The sequence below is a fragment of the Endozoicomonas elysicola genome, assembly GCF_000710775.1.
Taxonomy (GTDB): Bacteria; Pseudomonadota; Gammaproteobacteria; order Pseudomonadales; family Endozoicomonadaceae; genus Endozoicomonas; species Endozoicomonas elysicola.
Genome location: NZ_JOJP01000001.1, coordinates 818,074 through 837,500 on the forward strand (window position 1 = coordinate 818,074; position 19,427 = coordinate 837,500).

16 protein-coding genes are annotated in these 19,427 nt (G+C 46.1%); 6 read left to right on the plus strand and 10 right to left on the minus strand.

All coding sequences use genetic code 11. From position 1 onward, the window contains the following. Positions 1 to 85: 85 nt before the first annotated feature. Entirely contained in the window at positions 86 to 742 is a 657-nt protein-coding gene (locus GV64_RS03460) for a histidinol-phosphatase (RefSeq protein ID WP_020584550.1), read from the minus strand. A gap of 463 nt (positions 743 to 1,205) precedes the next feature. On the opposite strand from GV64_RS03460, the gene rppH reads away from it, so the two are divergent. Continuing rightward, entirely contained in the window at positions 1,206 to 1,697 is a 492-nt protein-coding gene (gene rppH / locus GV64_RS03465; protein ID WP_020584549.1) for an RNA pyrophosphohydrolase, read from the plus strand. Between the two features lie 169 nt (positions 1,698 to 1,866). After that, positions 1,867 to 4,143 carry a phosphoenolpyruvate--protein phosphotransferase gene (gene ptsP / locus GV64_RS03470; RefSeq protein ID WP_020584548.1) on the plus strand — a complete coding sequence of 759 codons (2,277 nt, stop codon included), beginning with the start codon at positions 1,867 to 1,869 and terminating at the stop codon, positions 4,141 to 4,143. 146 nt (positions 4,144 to 4,289) lie between these two features. Here ptsP and GV64_RS03475 read toward each other — a convergent pair whose 3' ends face one another. The 5 genes from GV64_RS03475 to GV64_RS03490 form a co-directional block, all read right to left on the minus strand. Next, positions 4,290 to 4,808: a hypothetical protein gene (locus GV64_RS03475; RefSeq protein WP_020584547.1), complete on the minus strand. Its 519-nt coding sequence runs from the start codon at positions 4,806 to 4,808 to the stop codon at positions 4,290 to 4,292. After that, positions 4,805 to 5,797: a hypothetical protein gene (locus GV64_RS03480; protein ID WP_020584546.1), complete on the minus strand. Its 993-nt coding sequence runs from the start codon at positions 5,795 to 5,797 to the stop codon at positions 4,805 to 4,807. The genes GV64_RS03475 and GV64_RS03480 overlap by 4 nt, the downstream gene beginning before the upstream one ends. 73 nt (positions 5,798 to 5,870) lie before the next feature. Continuing rightward, complete coding sequence (locus GV64_RS25780) at positions 5,871 to 6,044, minus strand: hypothetical protein (RefSeq protein WP_020584545.1); 174 nt, start codon at positions 6,042 to 6,044, stop codon at positions 5,871 to 5,873. 282 nt (positions 6,045 to 6,326) lie between these two features. Next, positions 6,327 to 6,749 (minus strand): hypothetical protein, encoded by a 423-nt coding sequence (locus tag GV64_RS03485; RefSeq protein WP_020584544.1) that lies wholly within the window; start codon positions 6,747 to 6,749, stop codon positions 6,327 to 6,329. Positions 6,750 to 6,805: 56 nt separating this feature from the next. Further along, on the minus strand, positions 6,806 to 7,591 hold the full coding sequence (locus tag GV64_RS03490) for an NRDE family protein (protein WP_020584543.1): 786 nt from the start codon (positions 7,589 to 7,591) through the stop codon (positions 6,806 to 6,808). Between the two features lie 86 nt (positions 7,592 to 7,677). Between GV64_RS03490 and GV64_RS03495 the strand changes: the two genes are divergently transcribed. Further along, the gene (locus GV64_RS03495; protein WP_020584542.1) at positions 7,678 to 8,490 is read left to right on the plus strand and encodes a carbon-nitrogen hydrolase family protein; all 813 of its coding nucleotides are present in this window, start codon (positions 7,678 to 7,680) and stop codon (positions 8,488 to 8,490) included. On the opposite strand, the gene ppk1 is transcribed toward GV64_RS03495, so the two are convergent. Together ppk1 and hemB are read right to left on the minus strand one after the other, a co-directional pair. Then, positions 8,479 to 10,668, minus strand: a complete 2,190-nt coding sequence (gene ppk1 / locus GV64_RS03500; protein WP_020584541.1) for a polyphosphate kinase 1 — start codon at positions 10,666 to 10,668, stop codon at positions 8,479 to 8,481. The genes GV64_RS03495 and ppk1 overlap by 12 nt on opposite strands. 192 nt (positions 10,669 to 10,860) lie before the next feature. After that, positions 10,861 to 11,862 carry a porphobilinogen synthase gene (gene hemB, locus GV64_RS03505; RefSeq protein WP_020584540.1) on the minus strand — a complete coding sequence of 334 codons (1,002 nt, stop codon included), beginning with the start codon at positions 11,860 to 11,862 and terminating at the stop codon, positions 10,861 to 10,863. A 394-nt stretch (positions 11,863 to 12,256) separates the two neighbouring features. On the opposite strand from hemB, the gene GV64_RS03515 reads away from it, so the two are divergent. Both GV64_RS03515 and GV64_RS03520 read left to right on the plus strand, forming a co-directional pair. Next, a complete protein-coding gene (locus GV64_RS03515) occupies positions 12,257 to 14,395 on the plus strand; it encodes an FAD-dependent oxidoreductase (RefSeq protein ID WP_020584538.1) in 2,139 nt (712 codons plus the stop codon). 38 nt (positions 14,396 to 14,433) lie between these two features. Then, positions 14,434 to 15,138 carry a hypothetical protein gene (locus GV64_RS03520; RefSeq protein WP_020584537.1) on the plus strand — a complete coding sequence of 235 codons (705 nt, stop codon included), beginning with the start codon at positions 14,434 to 14,436 and terminating at the stop codon, positions 15,136 to 15,138. Here the strand turns inward: GV64_RS03520 and GV64_RS03525 are convergent. Further along, positions 15,133 to 16,386, minus strand: coding sequence for a sterol desaturase family protein (locus GV64_RS03525; protein WP_020584536.1), 1,254 nt, complete (start codon positions 16,384 to 16,386; stop codon positions 15,133 to 15,135). The two genes, GV64_RS03520 and GV64_RS03525, sit on opposite strands and share 6 nt — an antisense overlap. Positions 16,387 to 16,519: 133 nt before the next feature. On the opposite strand from GV64_RS03525, the gene GV64_RS03530 reads away from it, so the two are divergent. After that, a complete protein-coding gene (locus GV64_RS03530; protein WP_020584535.1) occupies positions 16,520 to 18,082 on the plus strand; it encodes a protein-tyrosine phosphatase family protein in 1,563 nt (520 codons plus the stop codon). On the opposite strand, the gene GV64_RS03535 is transcribed toward GV64_RS03530, so the two are convergent. Continuing rightward, positions 18,079 to 19,284, minus strand: coding sequence for an ROK family protein (locus tag GV64_RS03535; RefSeq protein ID WP_020584534.1), 1,206 nt, complete (start codon positions 19,282 to 19,284; stop codon positions 18,079 to 18,081). The genes GV64_RS03530 and GV64_RS03535 overlap by 4 nt on opposite strands. Positions 19,285 to 19,427: the final 143 nt, after the last annotated feature.

Below are 19,427 nucleotides of genomic sequence, written 5' to 3' on the forward strand. Positions count from 1 at the left end.
ATTCTAAAGAACTAACCACAGAGATCACAAAGCTCACAAAGAAAAGATAATATCTTCTTTGGTGCTCTTTGTGATTGCATGGTTATTAACGGAAACTGACGATTTGCCATTCATGTTCTTCTGCGAACTTTTTGAGATCTGGATCGGGGTCGACAACTACGGGGTTGTCGACCTTTTTCAACAGCGGCAGGTCATTTTTTGAGTCACTGTAGAAATAACTGCCTTCCATTGTGTACTCAGGGTGTTGGCTGAGCCATTCTTGCAGGCGCGTTACCTTGCCCTGCTGATAGGTAGGCGTACCAATGACGTTACCGGTATAGTGCGCGCCCTGAATTTCAAGATCAATGGCCATCAGGGTATCAACCTGAAACCTGCGGGCAATAGGCGCGGTCACAAAGCGATTTGTCGCAGTGATGATCATAATGTGATCACCCTGCTGTCGGTGTTTCTCGACTTGCTCCCGCCCTTTGTTTAAAAGGATTGGCGTTATTTGCTGCTCCATAAATTTTTTATGCCAGGCTTCAAGCTCATCAAGCGTGAAGTGAGTCAATGGCTTCAGGCAGAAATCCAGATATTCCCATATGTCCATCACTCCCTGTTTGTATTGTTCGTAGAAGCGGTTGTTCCCCTCCCTGAATACCTCTGTATCTACCAGGCCATTTGCGGCCATAAACTCTCCCCAAAGGGCATCACTGTCTCCAGCAATGAGGGTATTGTCCAGATCAAATATTGCGAGGGCCATGGGTATCCTTATCAAGGTTGTTTCTTATATTGAAAATATTGCCAATCGAGCGCTTACCCATTTTCATGGTTTGGGGTAAGGCCACATTTCCGGCTCATCGCTGTTTGGTTCTGTAGACATAAGTCTGCAGGCGAATCGGCAGATTATTCTGTGCTATTGCAATAGCTTGCGCCAGTATGGATACGATTAAATTACAGATTTTCCGGCATTTTAGTGAGTTGCTCTGTTTTGTTTATGAAGCAGTGGCATTTTAAAGAAAAGCCTGTTTGCTGTGCCCTGTCAGTTTATGAAACAATGCATGATAAGAAATAGTTTAAGTGGTCACCGAAAAGTGATTGTGTTTTCTTCTGTTATGCCTTGAAGAATAAATTTCATGGCCTGCTTTGGTTAGGGGCTATGGTTATGTTCTGGGCTGCTGGAGCAACTCACATTGCTGCATGGTGACTCCTAAGGTAGCCATTACGTGATTGACATCGATGGATTCAGGCCAAATGTAGGCATTATCCTGGCGAATCATCACGGTCAGGTATTGTGGGCACGGCGAATCAGGCAGGATGCCTGGCAATTTCCCCAGGGCGGAATTAATGATGGGGAAACGCCGGAAGATGCGATGTACAGAGAACTGTATGAGGAGATTGGTCTTCATCCTGAAGATGTTGAAATCCTTGGCTGTACTCGGGGCTGGCTGCGTTATCGCCTCCCCAGACGGTTAGTCCGCAGGGATCAGCAACCTCTGTGTATTGGGCAGAAACAGAAATGGTTTTTGCTGCAACTGCTGAGCAATGATGACCGTATCCGGGTTGACCATACGGGTTCACCGGAGTTTGATGGTTGGCGTTGGGTGAGTTATTGGTACCCTCTTGGCCAGGTGGTCTCGTTTAAACGGGAAGTGTATCGCAGGGCTTTAAAAGAGCTCGTACCTAGAATTGGGAAGTTGCAGGCAAATGACGGATAGCTTGTGTAGGTGCTGTTTTCCGCTATCAGTACCTTGCTTTATGTATTCGGATTTCCGGGCTGCTCAATATTAAGAGCGAGCATTACAAGACAATATAATTTGCCATGGATTGTTATTGTACTGTTAAAGTAGTTGGAGCAAGTAATATCAGACCGGGTATGTAATAGACATGCTAAACACCCTGCGCAATATCGTACAGGAAGTCAGTTCTGCCTCCGATCTTCAGACGGCACTGCAGATTATTGTGCAGCGGGTTCGTGGTGCCATGAAAACCGAGGTGTGCTCAGTCTATCTTTATGATACCGAGAGTGCTTCCTATACGCTCATGGCTTCGGAAGGTCTGAACCCCTCAGCTGTTGGTCAGGTTACTCTTTCACATTCGGAAGGTCTGGTAGGTCAGGTTGGGCTTCGTGAGGAGCCCATCAACCTTGAAGATGCCGCATCTCACCCCAAATTTCATTACATCCGTGAAACCGGTGAAGAGCGTTTTACCTCTTTTCTGGGTGTTCCCATTATCCATCACCGGAACACACTAGGGGTTCTTATTGTTCAACAGGTTGAGCAGAGGCGCTTTGATGAGCATGAAGAAGCTTTTCTGGTAACCATGTCTGCTCAGCTGGCAGGTGTCATTGCTCATGCCCAGGCGACTGGTTCGATCAATAGTGTTGCGACTCCGACCAGAAAAGCCAGAATAGCCCGATTCCAGGGCAGTGCGGGGGCAACCGGTGTTGCTATTGGCGATGCCGTGGTCATTTCTCCTCCCGCAGATCTTGGCGCTGTTCCTGACCAAGTCTGTAAAAATATCGACATAGAACTCAAGCTATTGGACAGCGCGCTGGCCGCAGTTCGTGAGGAAATGAAAGACACTGCTGAGCGATTATCCGATCGCTTGCCAGTAGAAGAACAGGCCTTGTTTGATGTCTATCTGAGAATGTTGGATGACCATGCCCTGGGTCAGGAAATTAGAGACCGGATTCGCAGTGGATCGTGGGCTCAGGGTGCTCTGAGACAGGTTATTGAAGAACATATCCGCAACTTTGAGATGATGGATGACCATTACCTCAGGGAGCGAGCTGCAGATGTCAGGGATCTTGGTCGGCGGGTACTTTCCCACCTTCAGCAAGGAGAGCATGCTCGGATAGAGTATCCTGAGAATACCATTCTGATCAGTGAGGAGTTGTCTCCGGTGATGTTGGGGGAGGTTCCCAAAGAATCACTGGCTGGGCTGGTTTCCATTCAAGGATCCAGTAACTCTCATGTTGCCATTCTTGCCCGTGCCTTAGGTGTCCCCACCGTGATGGGGGTCGTTGATCTTCCCTTTCACAAACTTTCAGGCAAAAAGCTGATTGTGGATGGCAATCTAGGGCTTGTGTATTCATCGCCTGCTCAGGAGTTGCTGGATTATTACACCGAGGTGCTTGAAGAAGAGAACCAGTTCAGCAAGGGGCTGGAAGCGATCAGGGATCTACCCTGTGAGACTCCCGATAACTACCGGATTCCTTTGTGGGTCAATACGGGGTTAATGACCGATACCATTCGTTCTCTCGACAGGGGGGCTGAAGGTGTTGGGCTTTACCGTACAGAAGTCCCTTTTATGGTTCGGGATCGTTTTCCCAGTGAGTCTGAACAGGAAAAAATCTACCGCTACCAGCTTGAAGCTTTTGCTCCAAGGCCGGTAACCATGAGAACGCTGGATATTGGTGGTGATAAATCCCTCAGCTATTTTCCAATAAAAGAAGATAACCCGTTCCTTGGCTGGCGAGGCATTCGGGTAACGCTGGATCACCCGGAAATCTTTCTGGTACAGGTGCGAGCCATGCTGAAAGCCAGTGTGGGGCTGGATAATCTACGGATTATGTTGCCCATGATTTCCAGTATCTTTGAGGTAGAAGAAGCTCAGCATCTGATCCACCGAGCTCATGCCGAAGTCCTTGCAGAAGGTTTACCGGTGTCTATGCCTCCGGTGGGTGTGATGGTGGAGGTGCCCGCAGCTGTTTACATGGTTAAAGATCTGGCCCAGCGTGTTGATTTTCTATCCATTGGTTCTAATGATCTGATTCAGTATCTGCTGGCCGTAGATCGTAACAATCCCAGGGTTTCTGACCTCTATCACTCATTTCATCCAGCGGTTCTGCATGCATTGCAGAAGGTGGTTGACGATGCTCATCAGGAAGGAAAGACGGTTAGCATCTGTGGTGAAATGGCCGGTGATCCAGCGGCTGCCGTCCTTTTAATGGCCATGGGTTTTGACATGCTGTCCATGAGTGCCGTTAACCTTCTGAAAGTAAAATGGGTTTTACGGCGAATTGGTATGGAGCGCGCAAAAAAAATATTGTCGGATTTAATGAAACACGACAATGCTCAGGTTATTCGCAGTTCACTGGAGCTTGCTCTCTGCAAAGAGGGGATGGGTAAAGTTCTGGGAATTAAAAGCAGACGTTTTTAATCAAATTAATTCCTTTAAGTTTCAACCTAAAAAATTCTTGACTGTGAAGATTGGTCTTTTGTGACTCATCACATAGTTATTTTTAATAGTGAAATGACTATGTGATGAATTGATTTTTCAACTTAGCATTTCAAGTGTTTACTTGATTATTTTGCTGCGTCACTAACTAGTTGAAAAGCTTCGTCATCTCCTTCAGTTTTCATACCATCTAGTGTTGTTCTTTTAGTGATATTCATTCCTTTAATATCACTTGGTCTGACGCCCATTGAAGCAAGCTCTAAAGTAACATTATCTAAATAGTTCATATCAGGGAATGCGTTACGAATATATATAGGCTTCCCATTTGCATCAAAACCACCATCATCAGTAGGGCTTGTTTTGTGATGGATACCGTTCCATACAATTTGGTTTTCTTTTTGAGTTGTTTCTGATTTATCAATGGTAAATATCAGTCTTCTTTCCCAGGCAATCTTAAGCATTGCCAGAACCTCAATACCTCTAGAATTTGCTGGTAAGAAGCACTCTCTTTGGGTGCCATCATATCGCACTCCCGGATGATAGTGTTCTTTACCCTGAATACCCGATCTAAAGTTATATATGATTTTAAAGCTACCTACGCGTGGATATCCATCAACCGATTTATTTTTATGGAGTTCAATTGTCATTTTTCCAGGGGGCAATTGCCAGTCTTTGCTTGCCCTACACAAGAAACAGCAGCACCAGTTGGTCCCATTTTTAAAATATCTTGCCTACTGTGACGACAAACAAATTTATGGTTTGCCTTGAGCTCTTCAACAATTTCTTCAACTGAAATAAGCTGAAAATCTTTTCCTACACCATTCTTATATCTGATAATAACGCCTTCAGGAGCTTGATTGTAGGGGGGTGAATCCAATATAGAGCATGCCGAGGGTGAGGCAGGGATACTAGCGATGTCTTTGGCAGGCACGATCTCCATCATATCCTGCTTGATTACATCTTTAAGCAATTTTACGGCTTCTGCAGATGCTGTAGGATCAACTTTACCATTAACATCAAGAATCTTCAGATGGTCTGCAGTCAATCCTTTTGAAGGTGAAGGCGTTGTGGCTACCATGGATGCGCTGGCACCAAAGGCTGCTGCAGCTCCTGGGCGGGGACCTGCAGGAAATACGGGCAGAACAGATGGACCAGAAGATGCTCTGGCTGCTGCACCACTGCTATAAGAAGTAACAGGTGAAGGAGCTGCAGCTGCAGCACCGGCAGCGTATTTGTGGTCCAGTTTTGCTAAGCCGTTTTGTATATGATCAATGACATGGCGGGTAAATTTAGGCTTGCCTTGGCTCAAGCCATAGGCGTAGTCGTATTTGCCAGGGGAGCAGTCTTCATTTTCCAGCGTCATAACTCGTGAGCCTTTAGCTAACTGGCTGTCGAGATGTGCTATTGCCATATCAACATCAGCGATGGAGGTATTGCTATCAACAGGCATGGGGACCGCGAAAACGTGGCCATCCAAAAGCGTTCCACTAATATGATTCTTCAAATACTGGAGCATTAGTACCTGATTAATACCTCCAGTCTTGTGCAAAGCACCCTGGTCTTTAAAGCATTGAGTCATATTGTCTGGGCTTGTTGCAAAGACAATATGAATATCCTGACCTTTTGGAATACCCATGGACAAAAGTTTACGGGCAAGTGTTTTGGCTTGATCATCGAGCGGTATTGTACCACCTGTAGTTTTTTTATATTTAAGCTCTTAATGTACTGAGCTGACCTGTTGGAGTGGCAGGTGTTGGTTTATGGACTGGATAGGGTTTAGATACATATCTTGATTGTAACTCAATAAATTCAATGAGGGTTTTTTGACAGCTTTTTAAATAGACAGGATCCCACTTAACTTTTTCGCTCAAAACCTCGATCATTGAGCCATTCCAGCGGACAACCTTCTGTCCTTTCATTACAATGGTTTGATCATTTTGATCATTTTGATCTATGTTCCTGTGGTTAGTTTTTGAAAGGCATCAATATTCATTGGCGGTATTGGGTTCATGAAAAAGTCCTTTTTTTATGTTATCAAAGTATAAATTTCTATGGTCTGAATTTAGTTGTTGTCCAAAAGTTTGGATATAAAAAAAAGAAATTAGTTCCCATCTATGTATATTTATTTGTTTGTCGAAGCCAATCAGATAAGACCTTTTTAAGGTTTAAGGTATTGGAACTCCCATTAGCTCTATTTTGACTTGTTTAGATGGGGTATGTTGTTGTTTAAACTTATAAAATACAGTTACTTTTTTTATTGAGCTCTGCTGTGAAGTAATGAGTGGTACTGTTCTTGAATAACTCTGCCCATCATCACCATTTTTGGAGCTTTTAATACTTTTTTGCAGATTTATATGAAATACCTCGCCTTTGGCTAAGTAGACTCTGGCTTGGTGCAAGATGACATCTCCATGGGATATATGAAAGCGAAGCTTGCTAAATGCCGCTTCAGTGGCAGGAAAAATCGTTAAGGTATTCTCACTGACCCTTGCCTTGGCCGAGCCTACTTCTACCCACTGGTCTTCTGCCAGAATACAGGTTGGCAGTACAAATGATAAAAGTAGTACATAGCAAATGCGGGTAAGCATGGGGGAACCTCAGTTCAACCAGGGCAGTTTGTAGAAACTGCTATTTGGACACTTCCCTAGCTTAGCTGATCCTGCCGCAGTTTGATCTTGAACAATTGACGTTCACCCACAGCGCCTTTAGGCAGGTAGCCTTGTTCAATCCATTGAAGTTGATTTCGGTTATCCATCATCAATACACTGGTATTTCGGGTACCGTAATCTTCACTGGCAATAAAGCAGCTGGAAAGCAGTCTCTCCACATCTTTACTGACACCGGTATCCGGTAATTGTTCCGGTGGTGGCTGGTGGCTGTCTTGCATTAGCTCAATGAGCTGGTTGCTATCTGGTGGTGATGATTGAGAGACTGTTTCAGTAAAACTGCTGCGTGCCCTCAACAACTTGGGCCATGGGGTATCCAGCAGATGATTGCTCAAACCGTATATTCCGGGTAGTAAGGGTGATATAGGCATATCCCTTGCACGATTGCTAAAGTAATAAAGGCCAGTGGTGTCCATAACCAGCAAGTTAAATCCTGCCCACTGGTCAGCCTGTTGCTGAAGAGAAGATAAATAGTCAGCAGCGGGCTGGGAACCTGTGACAAAGTTATATACCAGTTCTCCTCTGGAGCACAGGCCTGAAGGAATCGGTACTTCCCGATAGTTTGTGACAGCGGCAAAACGACTGTTTTTGTTGATGGCCATCCAGCTACCTCCAGCCTCAAGATCCCGGCCTCCAAATACATCGGGCGAGTCTTTCCAGAAGCCGGCAGTCTGCGTTGGACGACGATAAAACTCGTCACGATTGGCAGTAAGGATAAAAGGGTACTGGCTGTCTGGCTGCCAGGAAAAAACAATCAGGCACATGTTGTTTATATTCTTGTAGCTTTTATGGAATCCTACGAGGAACAAACTAACATCCATTCAGCCAAAAAGCATGGGGAAAAATAATAATGGGTAGTCTGAAAGCAGCAGTCATCCAGCTTTGTTCAGGGCTTGATGTGTCTGAGAATCTGGCTGAAATTGAGCGCCAATTGAGGGGATGTCAACAAGAAAATATTAACATTGTTGTATTGCCCGAGTGTTTTGCCATGCTGGGACGTTCTCAGTCATCTCTGGCTTTAAAATCAAGAGAGGTGATGAGCTGGATGGCTTCGACAGCAAAAGCATTCAGGTGCTGGCTTATTGGTGGTGCTTTGCCTGTCTACGAGCCGAATGATGGGCGTAGTCACGCTTCCTGCCTTGTATATAGCCCTAAGGGTAAGGAAGTCGCCTGTTATAACAAGTTGCACCTTTTTGATGTAGAAGTATCTGATAGTAAAGGGCTGTACAGAGAGTCCAATGACTTTATTCCAGGCACTAAACCCGAGTTAGTGGATATTGGTGATGCCAAGGTTGGACTGTCGATTTGTTATGACCTCCGCTTTCCTGAGTTATACCGTGATTTGGTGAATCAGGGAGCAACAATACTAACGGTACCTTCTGCATTTACCAAAGTCACCGGTGAAGCACACTGGGAGTTATTGCTGCGAGCAAGAGCCATTGAAAATCAGTGTTTTGTATTGGCCGCTAATCAGGCTGGTATCCATCCTGATGGCAGAGAAACTTATGGACACAGTATGATTATTTCACCCTGGGGGAAGGTTCTTGCCGAAGCTCCTGCAGAAGGTGCTTCGGTCATAATGGCCGAGCTGGATTTAGATGAGCTGGCAGAGATCCGTCAGAGAATGCCCTGCCTTAAACACCGGAGAGCGTTACTCGGTTGATGGCTTATTAACGATGACTGCCAGGGTATCCAGTAATCGTTCCTGGGCATTTCGTCTACGCTGCCCTCGAACCGGCTTGTTCTTTTCGTAATCACCATCGCTTTGTAGTTGCCAGCTGCGAGTGTTATCGGTCAGATAGTACTCCAATTCCTTTTTCACTCGAGCTGCAAGTTTCTGATCTTCAATAGGGAAGCAGGTTTCAATCCGCATATCCAGATTCCGAATCATGGCATCAGCACTGGAGCAGTACACGAGAGAGTCTTCATCGCCATTTTCGAAATAGTAAATGCGAGTATGCTCTAGAAAGCGTCCAACAATAGAACGAATCCGGATATTTTCTGAGAGCCCTTCAATGCCTGGTCTCAGGCAGCAAATACCGCGAACAATCAGATCAATTTCAACACCAGCCTGAGACGCTTTGAACAGCGCTTTAATAATATGGGACTCAGTGAGTGAGTTAATTTTGATAATGATCCGAGCCGGTTTACCCTCTTTAGCATTGTTGGTTTCCTGATTGATCAAATCAATCAGCCCCTTCTTTAGCGTAAAGGGAGCATGGAACAACTTGCGAACCCGAACTGCGCGCCCCATTCCCGTCAACTGCTGAAAAATTTTGTGGACGTCATTTGTTAGTATCTTGTCACAGGTCAGCAGGCTGTAGTCGGTGTAAAGGCGTGCGTTTCCAGCATGATAATTACCCGTTCCAAGATGCGCATAGCGTTGGATTTGTCGCCCTTCCCGGCGGACAATCAGCATCATCTTGGCATGGGTCTTGTAACCTACTACACCGTATACAACGACGGCTCCAGCTTCCTGCAGGCGACGGGCCAGTGCCAGGTTTTCTTCTTCATCAAACCGGGCACGAATTTCGACGACAACGGTAACCTCTTTACCCTGTCGTGCTGCCTCAACCAGGGCATCCACCATTTCTGAGCGGGCACCGGTTCGATAAAGTGTTTGGCGAATGGCCAGTACATCAGGATCTTTTGCCGCCTGACGAAGCATGTCCACTACCGGAGTAAATGATTCGAATGGGTGATGAAGAAGAATGTCCTGTTTAGCGACAAGATCGAGAACGTTGTTACTGTGTTTGCGTTTACTGTGCAGGCCTTTTGGGTATCCTGGAGTAAAGGGTGGAAACACCAGATCCGGTTTGTCATTGGTATCGCAGATGGACATCATGCGAGTCAGGTTTACCGGGCCACTGACCTGATAAACATCTTCATTGTTCAGGCCAAACTCATTGAGCAGGAAATCAACCAGTGGTTGTGGGCAGTTGTCGGCAACTTCGAGTCGCACTGCTTTACCATAACGACGGGATAGCAATTCCCCTTGCAGTGCTTTAGCCAGATCTTCTACTTCATCTTCCAGATCCAGGTCACTGTTACGAGTCAGTCGAAACTGATAGCAACCCTTAATGTCCATGCCCGGGAACAGGTCACTGACATGGCGATGGATGATAGATGACAGAAAGACATAATCATTATCCCGACCATCACAAATATCTTCCGGCAACTTGACGATACGCGGTAAAGATCGTGGTGCAGGGATGATGGCCATACCGGTATCACGGCCAAAAGCATCCTTTCCTTCTAAAGAAACAATAAAGCAAAGCAGCTTGTTCGCCAGTCTTGGGAAAGGGTGTGCCGGATCCAGCCCAATAGGGCTGATGATCGGCATGACTTCATGATAAAAAAAACGCTTGATCCATGCCTGTTGCTTTTCACTCAGTTCATTGCGGCGCAGAAAGCGGATACCCTCCTTTCTGAGTGAGGGTAACAGGCTTTCATTCAGTATCTGATACTGAAGTTCAACATATTCTTTGGCTTTCTGACTGATCTCTTTCAGGACCTGCTGCGGGCCCATGCCGTCCAGACCCACCTGCTCACGAGAGAAGTCGATCTGCTGCATCAGGCCAGCGACACGAATCTCGAAATATTCATCCAGGTTGGAGCTGAAGATCAGTAGAAACCGGAAACGCTCCAGCAATGGGTACTCTTCGTTTAATGCCTGCTGTAAAACCCGGAAATTAAACGCCAGATGACTGAGCTCACGATTAATATAATAGTCAGGATTCTGGTAGTCACTGACCTTTGAGGGCTTGCTGGCAATTGGCTCGGCAAGCTCAGGTGGTTGGCCCTGGGTGTCCTGAACATCCGATTGTTGGGGATTATCCATATGACCTCTTTCTCGGCGAAATATAGCGACGCAAGCGCTGTGGTGACCGGATTCTGACATTCGAGCCATGGTATTTTCATGACCCGTTAAGCAGGCAACTCTCTGAGTGAAAATGATGAAGGCAGGGAGAATGTCGCTTTATTACTTTAATTCTATCAGAAATAAGAATAATCATTCTCCCTGAATGAACGTTTAACTATTTTTCATCAGCCTGGCGGCATCCTTGGCAAAGTAAGTCAGGATTGCATCGGCTCCGGCTCTGCGAAAGCACATGAGTGACTCCATCATCACGGCATTACCATCAAGCCAACCATTGGCAGCTGCCGCCTTGTGCATGGCGTATTCACCGCTGACCTGATAGGCGAAAACTGGAACCTTGAATTCATCCTTAACTCGTCGCACCACATCCAGATAAGGCATGCCGGGTTTAACCATCACCATATCAGCACCTTCTGCCAGATCAGCAGCCACTTCGTGAAGCGCTTCATCACTGTTGGCAAAATCCATCTGGAAGCTGAATTTGTTGCTTTTACCAAGGTTGCCCGCTGAGTCAACGGCATCCCGGAATGGCCCGTAATAGCTGGAGGCGTATTTTGCTGAATAGGCGAGAATACGGGTATTGATGTAGCCTTCTTCTTCCAGTCTCTGGCGAATAGCGCCAATACGACCATCCATCATGTCCGATGGGGCAACAATGTCTGCACCGGCCTCTGCATGAGATAGCGCCTGACGAACCAGGGCTTCGACAGTCTCATCGTTAACCACATAGCCATCTTCATTGGTCAGACCATCTAGACCATGAGATGTAAATGGATCCAGGGCTACATCCGTAATGACTCCAAGCTCCGGAAACTGATTTTTCAGTGCTCGAACTGCTCTCTGTGCCAGACCTTCCGGGTTCCAGGCTTCTTCAGCAAACTCTGATTTTTTTTCAGCCGGCGTTACCGGAAACAGGGCGATGGCGGGAATACCCAGCGCAACCAGCTCGGCAGCCTCTTCAAGCAGTAGGTCAATACTCAGGCGCTCAATACCTGGCATGGAGGCTACCGTCTGGCGCTGCTGGTTACCATCAACAATGAAAATTGGGTAAATGAGGTTGTCGATGGAAAGTTGACTCTCTCTCATCAAACGGCGTGAAAAGTCGTTGTAGCGCATACGCCTGGGGCGAGTAGCAGGAAAAGTGCGCTGGATCATACTTATTTATCCTTTTGAGCCGGCGTTGGGGTTGTTAAAAACAACCCCGGTTTCTAATTTGACTATATGGGTGGCATTATACGGTAAAGAGCTTACGAATACGCTCGGAATTGGGGGCCTGTTGATGTTTCGTTACGAGGCTCAGTGGCTCAGAAAAGCGTCTTATGCGCGAAAGAATTGTGCAGCGCATATATTCTATGTCAAGCAAGTCTGACAAAGCAGATGGCCCTTTTCTGAGCCACCCGAAGGGCGTAACAGAGCGCCCCTATGACTTCGTTGCGGCATTTTGAAAGGCAACCAGCCTTCCGGCAATGCTGCACCTCGTTATAGGAGCGGCCTGCTACGCTGAGCACGCAACGAAACGTCAACAGGCCCCAGGCTACTGGAAGGCATTATGAATAAGAAGAAGTGGCTGTTACTGGCAGCTCTGGTGATAGCAATTGGCGCTTTTTACACGCTGGATGGGCAGCAATATCTCACCCGGGATTTCTTTCAAGGGCTGTATCGTAATGATCCACTGCTGACAGCCGCTACTTTTTTTACCGTCTACGTTGCTGTGACCGGCTTATCGCTTCCCGGGGCTGCAGTTTTGACGGTTGTATCAGGAGCCATCTTTGGTTTGGTTCCGGGGCTGTTGATTGCGTCCTTTGCCAGTACACTGGGGGCTACGCTGGCTTTTCTTTTTTCACGAACGCTCTTGAGAGACTGGGTAGAACAGAAATTCTCCAGTTATCTGGACACCATCAATAGAGGGGTGAAAAAGGATGGGGCCTTTTATCTCGCTACGCTAAGGCTGATTCCTGCCGTGCCTTTCTTTGTGATTAATCTGGTGATGGGCCTGACCTCCATGCGGGCCTTGACTTTCAGCTGGGTGAGTCAGCTGGGCATGTTGCCAGGCACTGCTGTTTACGTGAACGCCGGTGTTCAGCTGGGGCTGGTGGAAGAGCTCTCTCTAAAGGGTATTTTGACACCCTCATTAATTGCCTCTTTTGTACTGCTGGGGATTTTTCCATGGATTGCCAGAATAGCGATGGAATGGGTCAGGCGGCGCCGTCTTTATACCCGCTATGACAGACCAAAACAGTTTGATAATAACCTCACCGTTATTGGGGCCGGTTCCGCTGGTTTAGTGAGCAGTTATATTGCGGCTGCAGTAAAAGCCAGAGTTTCACTGATTGAAAAGCACAAAATGGGTGGAGATTGCCTGAATACCGGTTGTGTTCCCAGTAAAGCACTGATTCGTTCTGCCAAAATGGCCCATTATCTGAAGCGGGCAAATGAATTTGGTCTTGATGATGTATCGGGTCAGGTTAACTTCACCACAGTAATGGAAAGGGTTCAGTCAGTCATTCGCAAGATTGAGCCCCACGACTCTGTTGAACGATACTCCGGTCTGGGTGTTAACTGTATTAGTGGCTCCGCTCAACTGATCAGTCCCTGGGAAGTTGAGGTGGCTGGCAAGAGAGTTACTTCCAGGAATATTATCATTGCGAGTGGTGGCCGCCCTTATGTTCCGCCTCTGGCTGGTCTTGAGAAAATAGAGTATTACACGGCCGATACTATCTGGGGTCTGCGAAAGAAGCCGGGCAAGATGCTGGTGATTGGTGGCGGCCCAATTGGTTGTGAGCTGGCTCAGGCATTTACCAGGTTGGGTATTCAGGTTATTCAGGTCGATCATGGGACCCGTCTACTGCATCGTGAAGATGAAGATGTCTCTAAGCTGGTGATGGATCAGTTTATCAGTGATGGTGTCGATCTCCGGCTGCAGCACGAGGCACGATCTTTTCAGAAAGTGCAGGACTCTAATAGCGGAAATGAGCGGCAGTTTCTTGAAGCAGGTTTTAAAGGCCAGAAAGTGGAGATTGATTTTGATGTCGTTCTCTTTGCCACTGGCAGAGAAGCTAATACATCGAATCTTGGACTTGAAGCACTGGGTATTGAATTGACCAAGCGGGGAACTATTGAGGTTAACGACTATATGCAGACCCGCTACCCCAATATCTATGCCTGTGGTGATGTGGCGGGACCTTACCAGTTTACCCACACTGCGGCCCATCAGGCTTGGTTCTGTGCTGTTAATGCATTGTTTGGTCGTTTCAAGAAGTTCAAGGTGGATTACTCAGTAATTCCCTGGTGTACATTTACCGATCCGGAAGTGGCTAGAGTTGGCCTGAATGAGCAGGAAGCTCGAGAGCAGGGCATTGCTTACGAAGTCACTAAATATGGTATTGATGATTTGGATCGGGCTATAGCTGATGAAGAAGCACGAGGTTTTGTAAAAGTACTGACTGTGCCCGGGAAGGATAAAATTCTGGGCGTAACCATCGTGGGTTACCATGCAGGGGAGTTGATTGCAGAGTATATCAGTGCCATGAAGCATGGTCTGGGGCTGAACAAAATCCTGGGGACCATCCATATTTATCCAACATTGAGCGAGGCCAACAAGTATGCTGCTGGAGAGTGGAAGAAGGCTCATGCACCTCAAGGGCTATTATCGCTTGTTGAAAAATATCACGCATGGATGCGGCATTGACTATTCTTAAAGAGTCATAGTAAACATACGGATGTTGAATGAGCGACCCAGACCCTTCTGGTGGTAGCCGAATAAAAATCAGTCCACAGCTAGAAACGGCTACCGTCAGCGAAGACAAAAAACTCTTTAAAGAATTGAGAAAAATCCTTAAAAATCGAAGTGTTATACTGGCTGAGGCTTCTTCTCACGAAAGCCTGAAAATCAACAGCAAAAGCCTGCGAACGAGAATTAAAAATTTCCTGCCAGTCTCCGTCTACAAGATGGTTGCACGTCTTAAACCCATTCATAAGCAGAAAAAAATTGGAACGATGATTGCGCTGGTTCAACAGAAGAATCAGGCTGCATGGCAGCGCCTGGGAGAAAGTAAAGCAGAAGGGGCAAATGATCAGGAGTTGCGAAAGCTGCAGCTGGATTGCGAGCAGTCACAACTCTGGCTGGATCTTCTGGAGGGCCGGGGACAGTCAAAGGTTACAGCCGACCGCGCACGGGTTGTTGATTGCCTGAAAGACTGTGTTGCTGCAGAAGCTACTAGAGACTTCATGCAAGCTGATGAGGCTTATGTTGCGGCCATTCACGATCTGAAGTTATCGATTATTCATGAAAATGAGCTGAAAATTGAGCTTCAGGCTCCTAAAGCTTCATCTCCTCTGGCAGGGGAGCTGAAGCAATTTGAGAAGATGCTGGTGGATGAAGCATCGGCTCTGGAAGCATATCGCCTTTATGGTCAAAATCATCAGTTATGAGCCTGCTGCTCTGGCTGAATTGCCTTCTCGATAGCTAACAGGTTTGGCGATACCGCTGGTCTGAAGTACAAGTAGTGACACGGTTCCGCTGGTAATAATAAACTGCCAGGTCCAGCCTGGTATCAGGTCAATCCATATTCCATTGGATACAAAGATGGTTGCTCCGGAAAGCACAAAGCGGATAGCTTCAACGATGATTAATCCTGTGTGCTTTTCCAGCAACCAGCCAATGCATATCAGGTTCAACGCAAGAACTATCGTCCATAGTGTATTGAAGCCATAGGGCGTGTTGTGGCTGATGGCCATAAATACCGTTGTTGCTAATACAAGAATGGCAAAGTGAATCAGCGAGTAGACTTTCAGGCCCTTACTGGCTTCAGGGTTATAGTTTTCATAAATGTGAATATCCGGCATTTTCATTGGGGTTGCGACATCAGCAGGCCGGTAGCCTGTGCGTCTGAACCAGAGTGTAAGCTTGGCTTTCCAACTTTTTGTTTTAATGGCATCCCTGAACATCTCTGTATATAGATGAAGGTTTGCCCAGACAGGATTCCAGCTTCGCAGAGGCTTTAAGGTGCCATAGCGAATGGCTTCATAGCTTTCATCTTCTTCAATAAATGTGCCGAACAGGCGGTCCCAGATAATCAATACCCCTCCGTAATTTTTATCCAGATACTTCCTGTTTTTTGCATGGTGCACGCGATGGTTCGAGGGTGTGACGAAAAGCAGCTCAAGCCATCCCAGCTTGGGTATATGGCGGGTATGCACCCAGTATTGGTAGAGCAGATTAAACAGGCTTACTGTCAGAAAGATATGAGGCGGGATGCCAAAAATAGCCATGGGTAGATAGAAAACCCATGAAAAGAGAAAGCCTGTACTGGTCTGGCGCAGAGCCGTTGTCAGATTATATTCTTCACTCTGGTGGTGTACAGAATGGGCGGCCCAGAGAAGATTGATCTCATGCCCTTTCCGGTGATTCCAGTAATAAAAGAAATCCTGCAGCAGAAAGCCCAGAGTCCATACCCAAAGGGTATCACCATCAAATGAAAAAAGTGCGGCGTGATTATAAATCAGTGTATAGATGCCAAGCTTGAAAATGACACCGGTCGTGACATTAAGCATGCCTGTGCTCAGGCTGTTAATGGCATCGTTAACTCGATAGTAATCTTTCTTACGGATGATAGTAGTGATGACTTCGATCAAGATCATCAGGAAGAAGATAGGTATGGCGTAAACGATTGGGTTCATAGCTTGGCAGCCTGATTATTATTTTTATCAGCCTCTTTTTAACATGGGCTATAGGAAAAAAACATTTGAACATTGAATAGTTTGTCTTGTCCTATCTCGTGGAGTCATATTATTAACCGGATAGTTTGTTGTTATGGATGGATCAAATTTAGAAACAGTCGGTAGCAGTGTGGTATCTGAATATTCTCAGGCATCAAGTTCTGGTACAGCGAGTCGTAGTAAAGGGCAGGGTAAGCCTGGGGATGATGTATCAGTTATAACTGGTCGTGGAAGAGTCGCCAGTGAACCTGGTCAGGACGCTGTTACTCCACACTCGCTTAGAAGGCAAAGAACTACATCAGAGACGGGAACTGCTCCCACTGATACAGCTGACAAGAAGAAAATTAATCAGAGAAAGCTTGCTCTCTTATCTCGTACATTTAGTTTCGATTTTCAGGCTTTAAAGCAGACTATAAGTCCATTGGATAAGCGTATAGGCGTTCTCGATAGTTTGCTTAATAATGGAAGTTTAGAGGATATAGATTATCTAAGAAGGATTGTTAAAGATCCAAAGAAACTGGATTATTTACTCCAGCATGCTAGATGTCTGGAATTAGCACATAACAAAGTGAGAAAGGCTGCTACAGAGGAATTTAGAAGTTCTGGTATATCAGATGTTAAGAGCACATCCATTGGTGACAGTGAAGCAGGGGAGGTACAAAAAACCAGAAGTGTTGCTATTGAGTCACCTAATCATCATCACCGGATTTATGAAATTAAAAGTGATCAGGTAAACCTGTTTGTGGGTGGGCTTGTACATCCAGCAACTTATTCTGCTAGAAATAAGCCGGTGAATCTCGAAACCAGTACTTCAGCTGGGTGTCTTGTTGATACAGTGGAAACAGTCAGTGTGGATGATAGCAATCCCCCTATTATAAAAGACGGTGTCATGACCACTGGAGGTCTGTCAGGAGATTTAGCTTGTGATTACTGGCGGGTTGTTCTTGAGCGAAAAATAGACAGAGTTATTGCTCTTCAGGATTTTGGTATACATCTGTCCTATATGCCCAGTTTCTTAAGTTCAGTAGGGCCTTGGCTGATTTGGAAGATTAAGGACAGATTTAAGATTGAAATCATTAGAGTTGAGCAACAAAAGGATTTGATAGATTGCTATGTCAACAGTAAAAAGAATGGAAATCCTAATATTACTGCACAAGATGTAGTTTTAAAAATTACGGACTGCCTTGAGAAAAATGAGCCGAGAGAAGTGACTGTATCTCAGTATTTTTTTTGGAGTGATGCCTTTGTTTTGGAAAAAGAGCTGTCCAGAGCTTTGGTAGATAAAGTCCCAGAAAAAGGCTGTCTAATACATTGTCAGGCAGGACAAAATCGCAGTCCAGCCTTGGTTGCGATGAAAATACTTAAAGAAAGCCATGCGTGTGGGCGGCTTTCAAAAGAGAACTATATCGAAGCTGTTGTTGATGTTCTTAATCTTGTCCAAATACAACGGGATGCTGTTGAAAAACCGGATCAAAATGCTCGAAAGAGCATTATCCTCTATGTTGAAGATATCCTTGGTATGAAGGATGTAGATGATCAGTCAGCCCGCCTTCAGCAACCTGATATTCAGACAGCTCCCGTAACTACGTTAAGGCCTGAGTTCGCTCTATTAGAAATGCTGTCAGCAGATGGTGAGGAACCGTTTTTTAGCATCTAATGAATGAGTTTCAGCAACAGTCCCTCTTCCAATAGAGCTCTTCTCACAAGAGTAAAGCCTCCATACCAAGGACTGTCATAAAGTTTCGAATAAACGACCTTGGTTTCCAGGTTTTCATTGACTGAAACCGTCTGTGTCTTCAGACAGTGTTTGATAACCGGATGAATTATGTTGGAAGCTTCACAAATCTCTCCAGCTAGAACAACTCGATCTGGACGGAGCAAATTAACACTCATGGCTATTGCTCTGCCCAAGTTACCTGCGGCTTCTTTCAACAGGTCGTTTGCCAGTTGGTCTCCATCGTTGGCGGCATTACAGATTGCAGTGATATCCGCCTTTTTTGTAAGCGTGCTGGGAACACCTGACTCCAGTAGCTTATGGCAGCGCTTTTCGATAGCTGGATTGCAGACCAGAGTTTCCAGGCAGCCAAAGTTACCACAGTAACAGCGTTCCCCTAATGGGTCGATCTGGATATGTCCAATCTCTCCGACAGCCAGAGTGCTGCCTTCATAGAGCTTGCCATCCAGAATCATGCCTGCGCCTACGCCATTATGAACACTGACAAACAGGCTGTTTTGAAATCCTCGACTGATACCAAAGTGATGCTCTGCCAGTGCCATGGAGGAAATAAAGTTGTTGATAAAGCAGGGGATTCCCAGTGCTTCAGAAACCTGCTCTGCCAGAGGGAGATTGCTGACAGAAAGGTGAGGCATGAAAGTAATAATACCTTTGGCTGAATTGACCAGACCAGGTGTTGTTATTCCTACACCGGCAAGGCAGCAAATATGCTTTTTGTGTGCTTTGAGGAATTTTCTAAGTGTTGAAATCAGCTGTTCAGTAAACTCAACCTGATTCAATGGCTGAATAGGCTCTGAGTATTTTGCCAGCAGCTTTCCTGACAAGTCACATAAGCCCAGATGGAGTTTGGTTCTACCTGCCCGTGCAGCCAGAATCTGGATCTTCCCCTGCCTTGGAGCCAGTGATGTGGCGCGACGCCCGCGTTCAGAGGTCTGCTGCTCCTGTTCAGCAATCAGTCCTGCTTCCATGAGCTGTCGGGTGATACGAGTAACGCTACCGGCGGCCAAACGACACTGTCTGGCTATCTGGATTCTCGAGATGGAGCCATGATCAACAATCGCTTTGTAGACCGCAGAAATGTTCCGCTCTTTAACGAAGTCCAGATTAGCAATTACAGTAGTCATTAATCCTCGTTCTCACGCTCTGGTAGGGCGCGTAAAAGATAGATAGGCTTTTTTGAACCACAGAGATCACAAAGTTCACAAAGGGAAAAATACATTTTTTCTTTTCTTTGTACGCTTTGTGATCTTCGTGGTTCCCTTCTTTT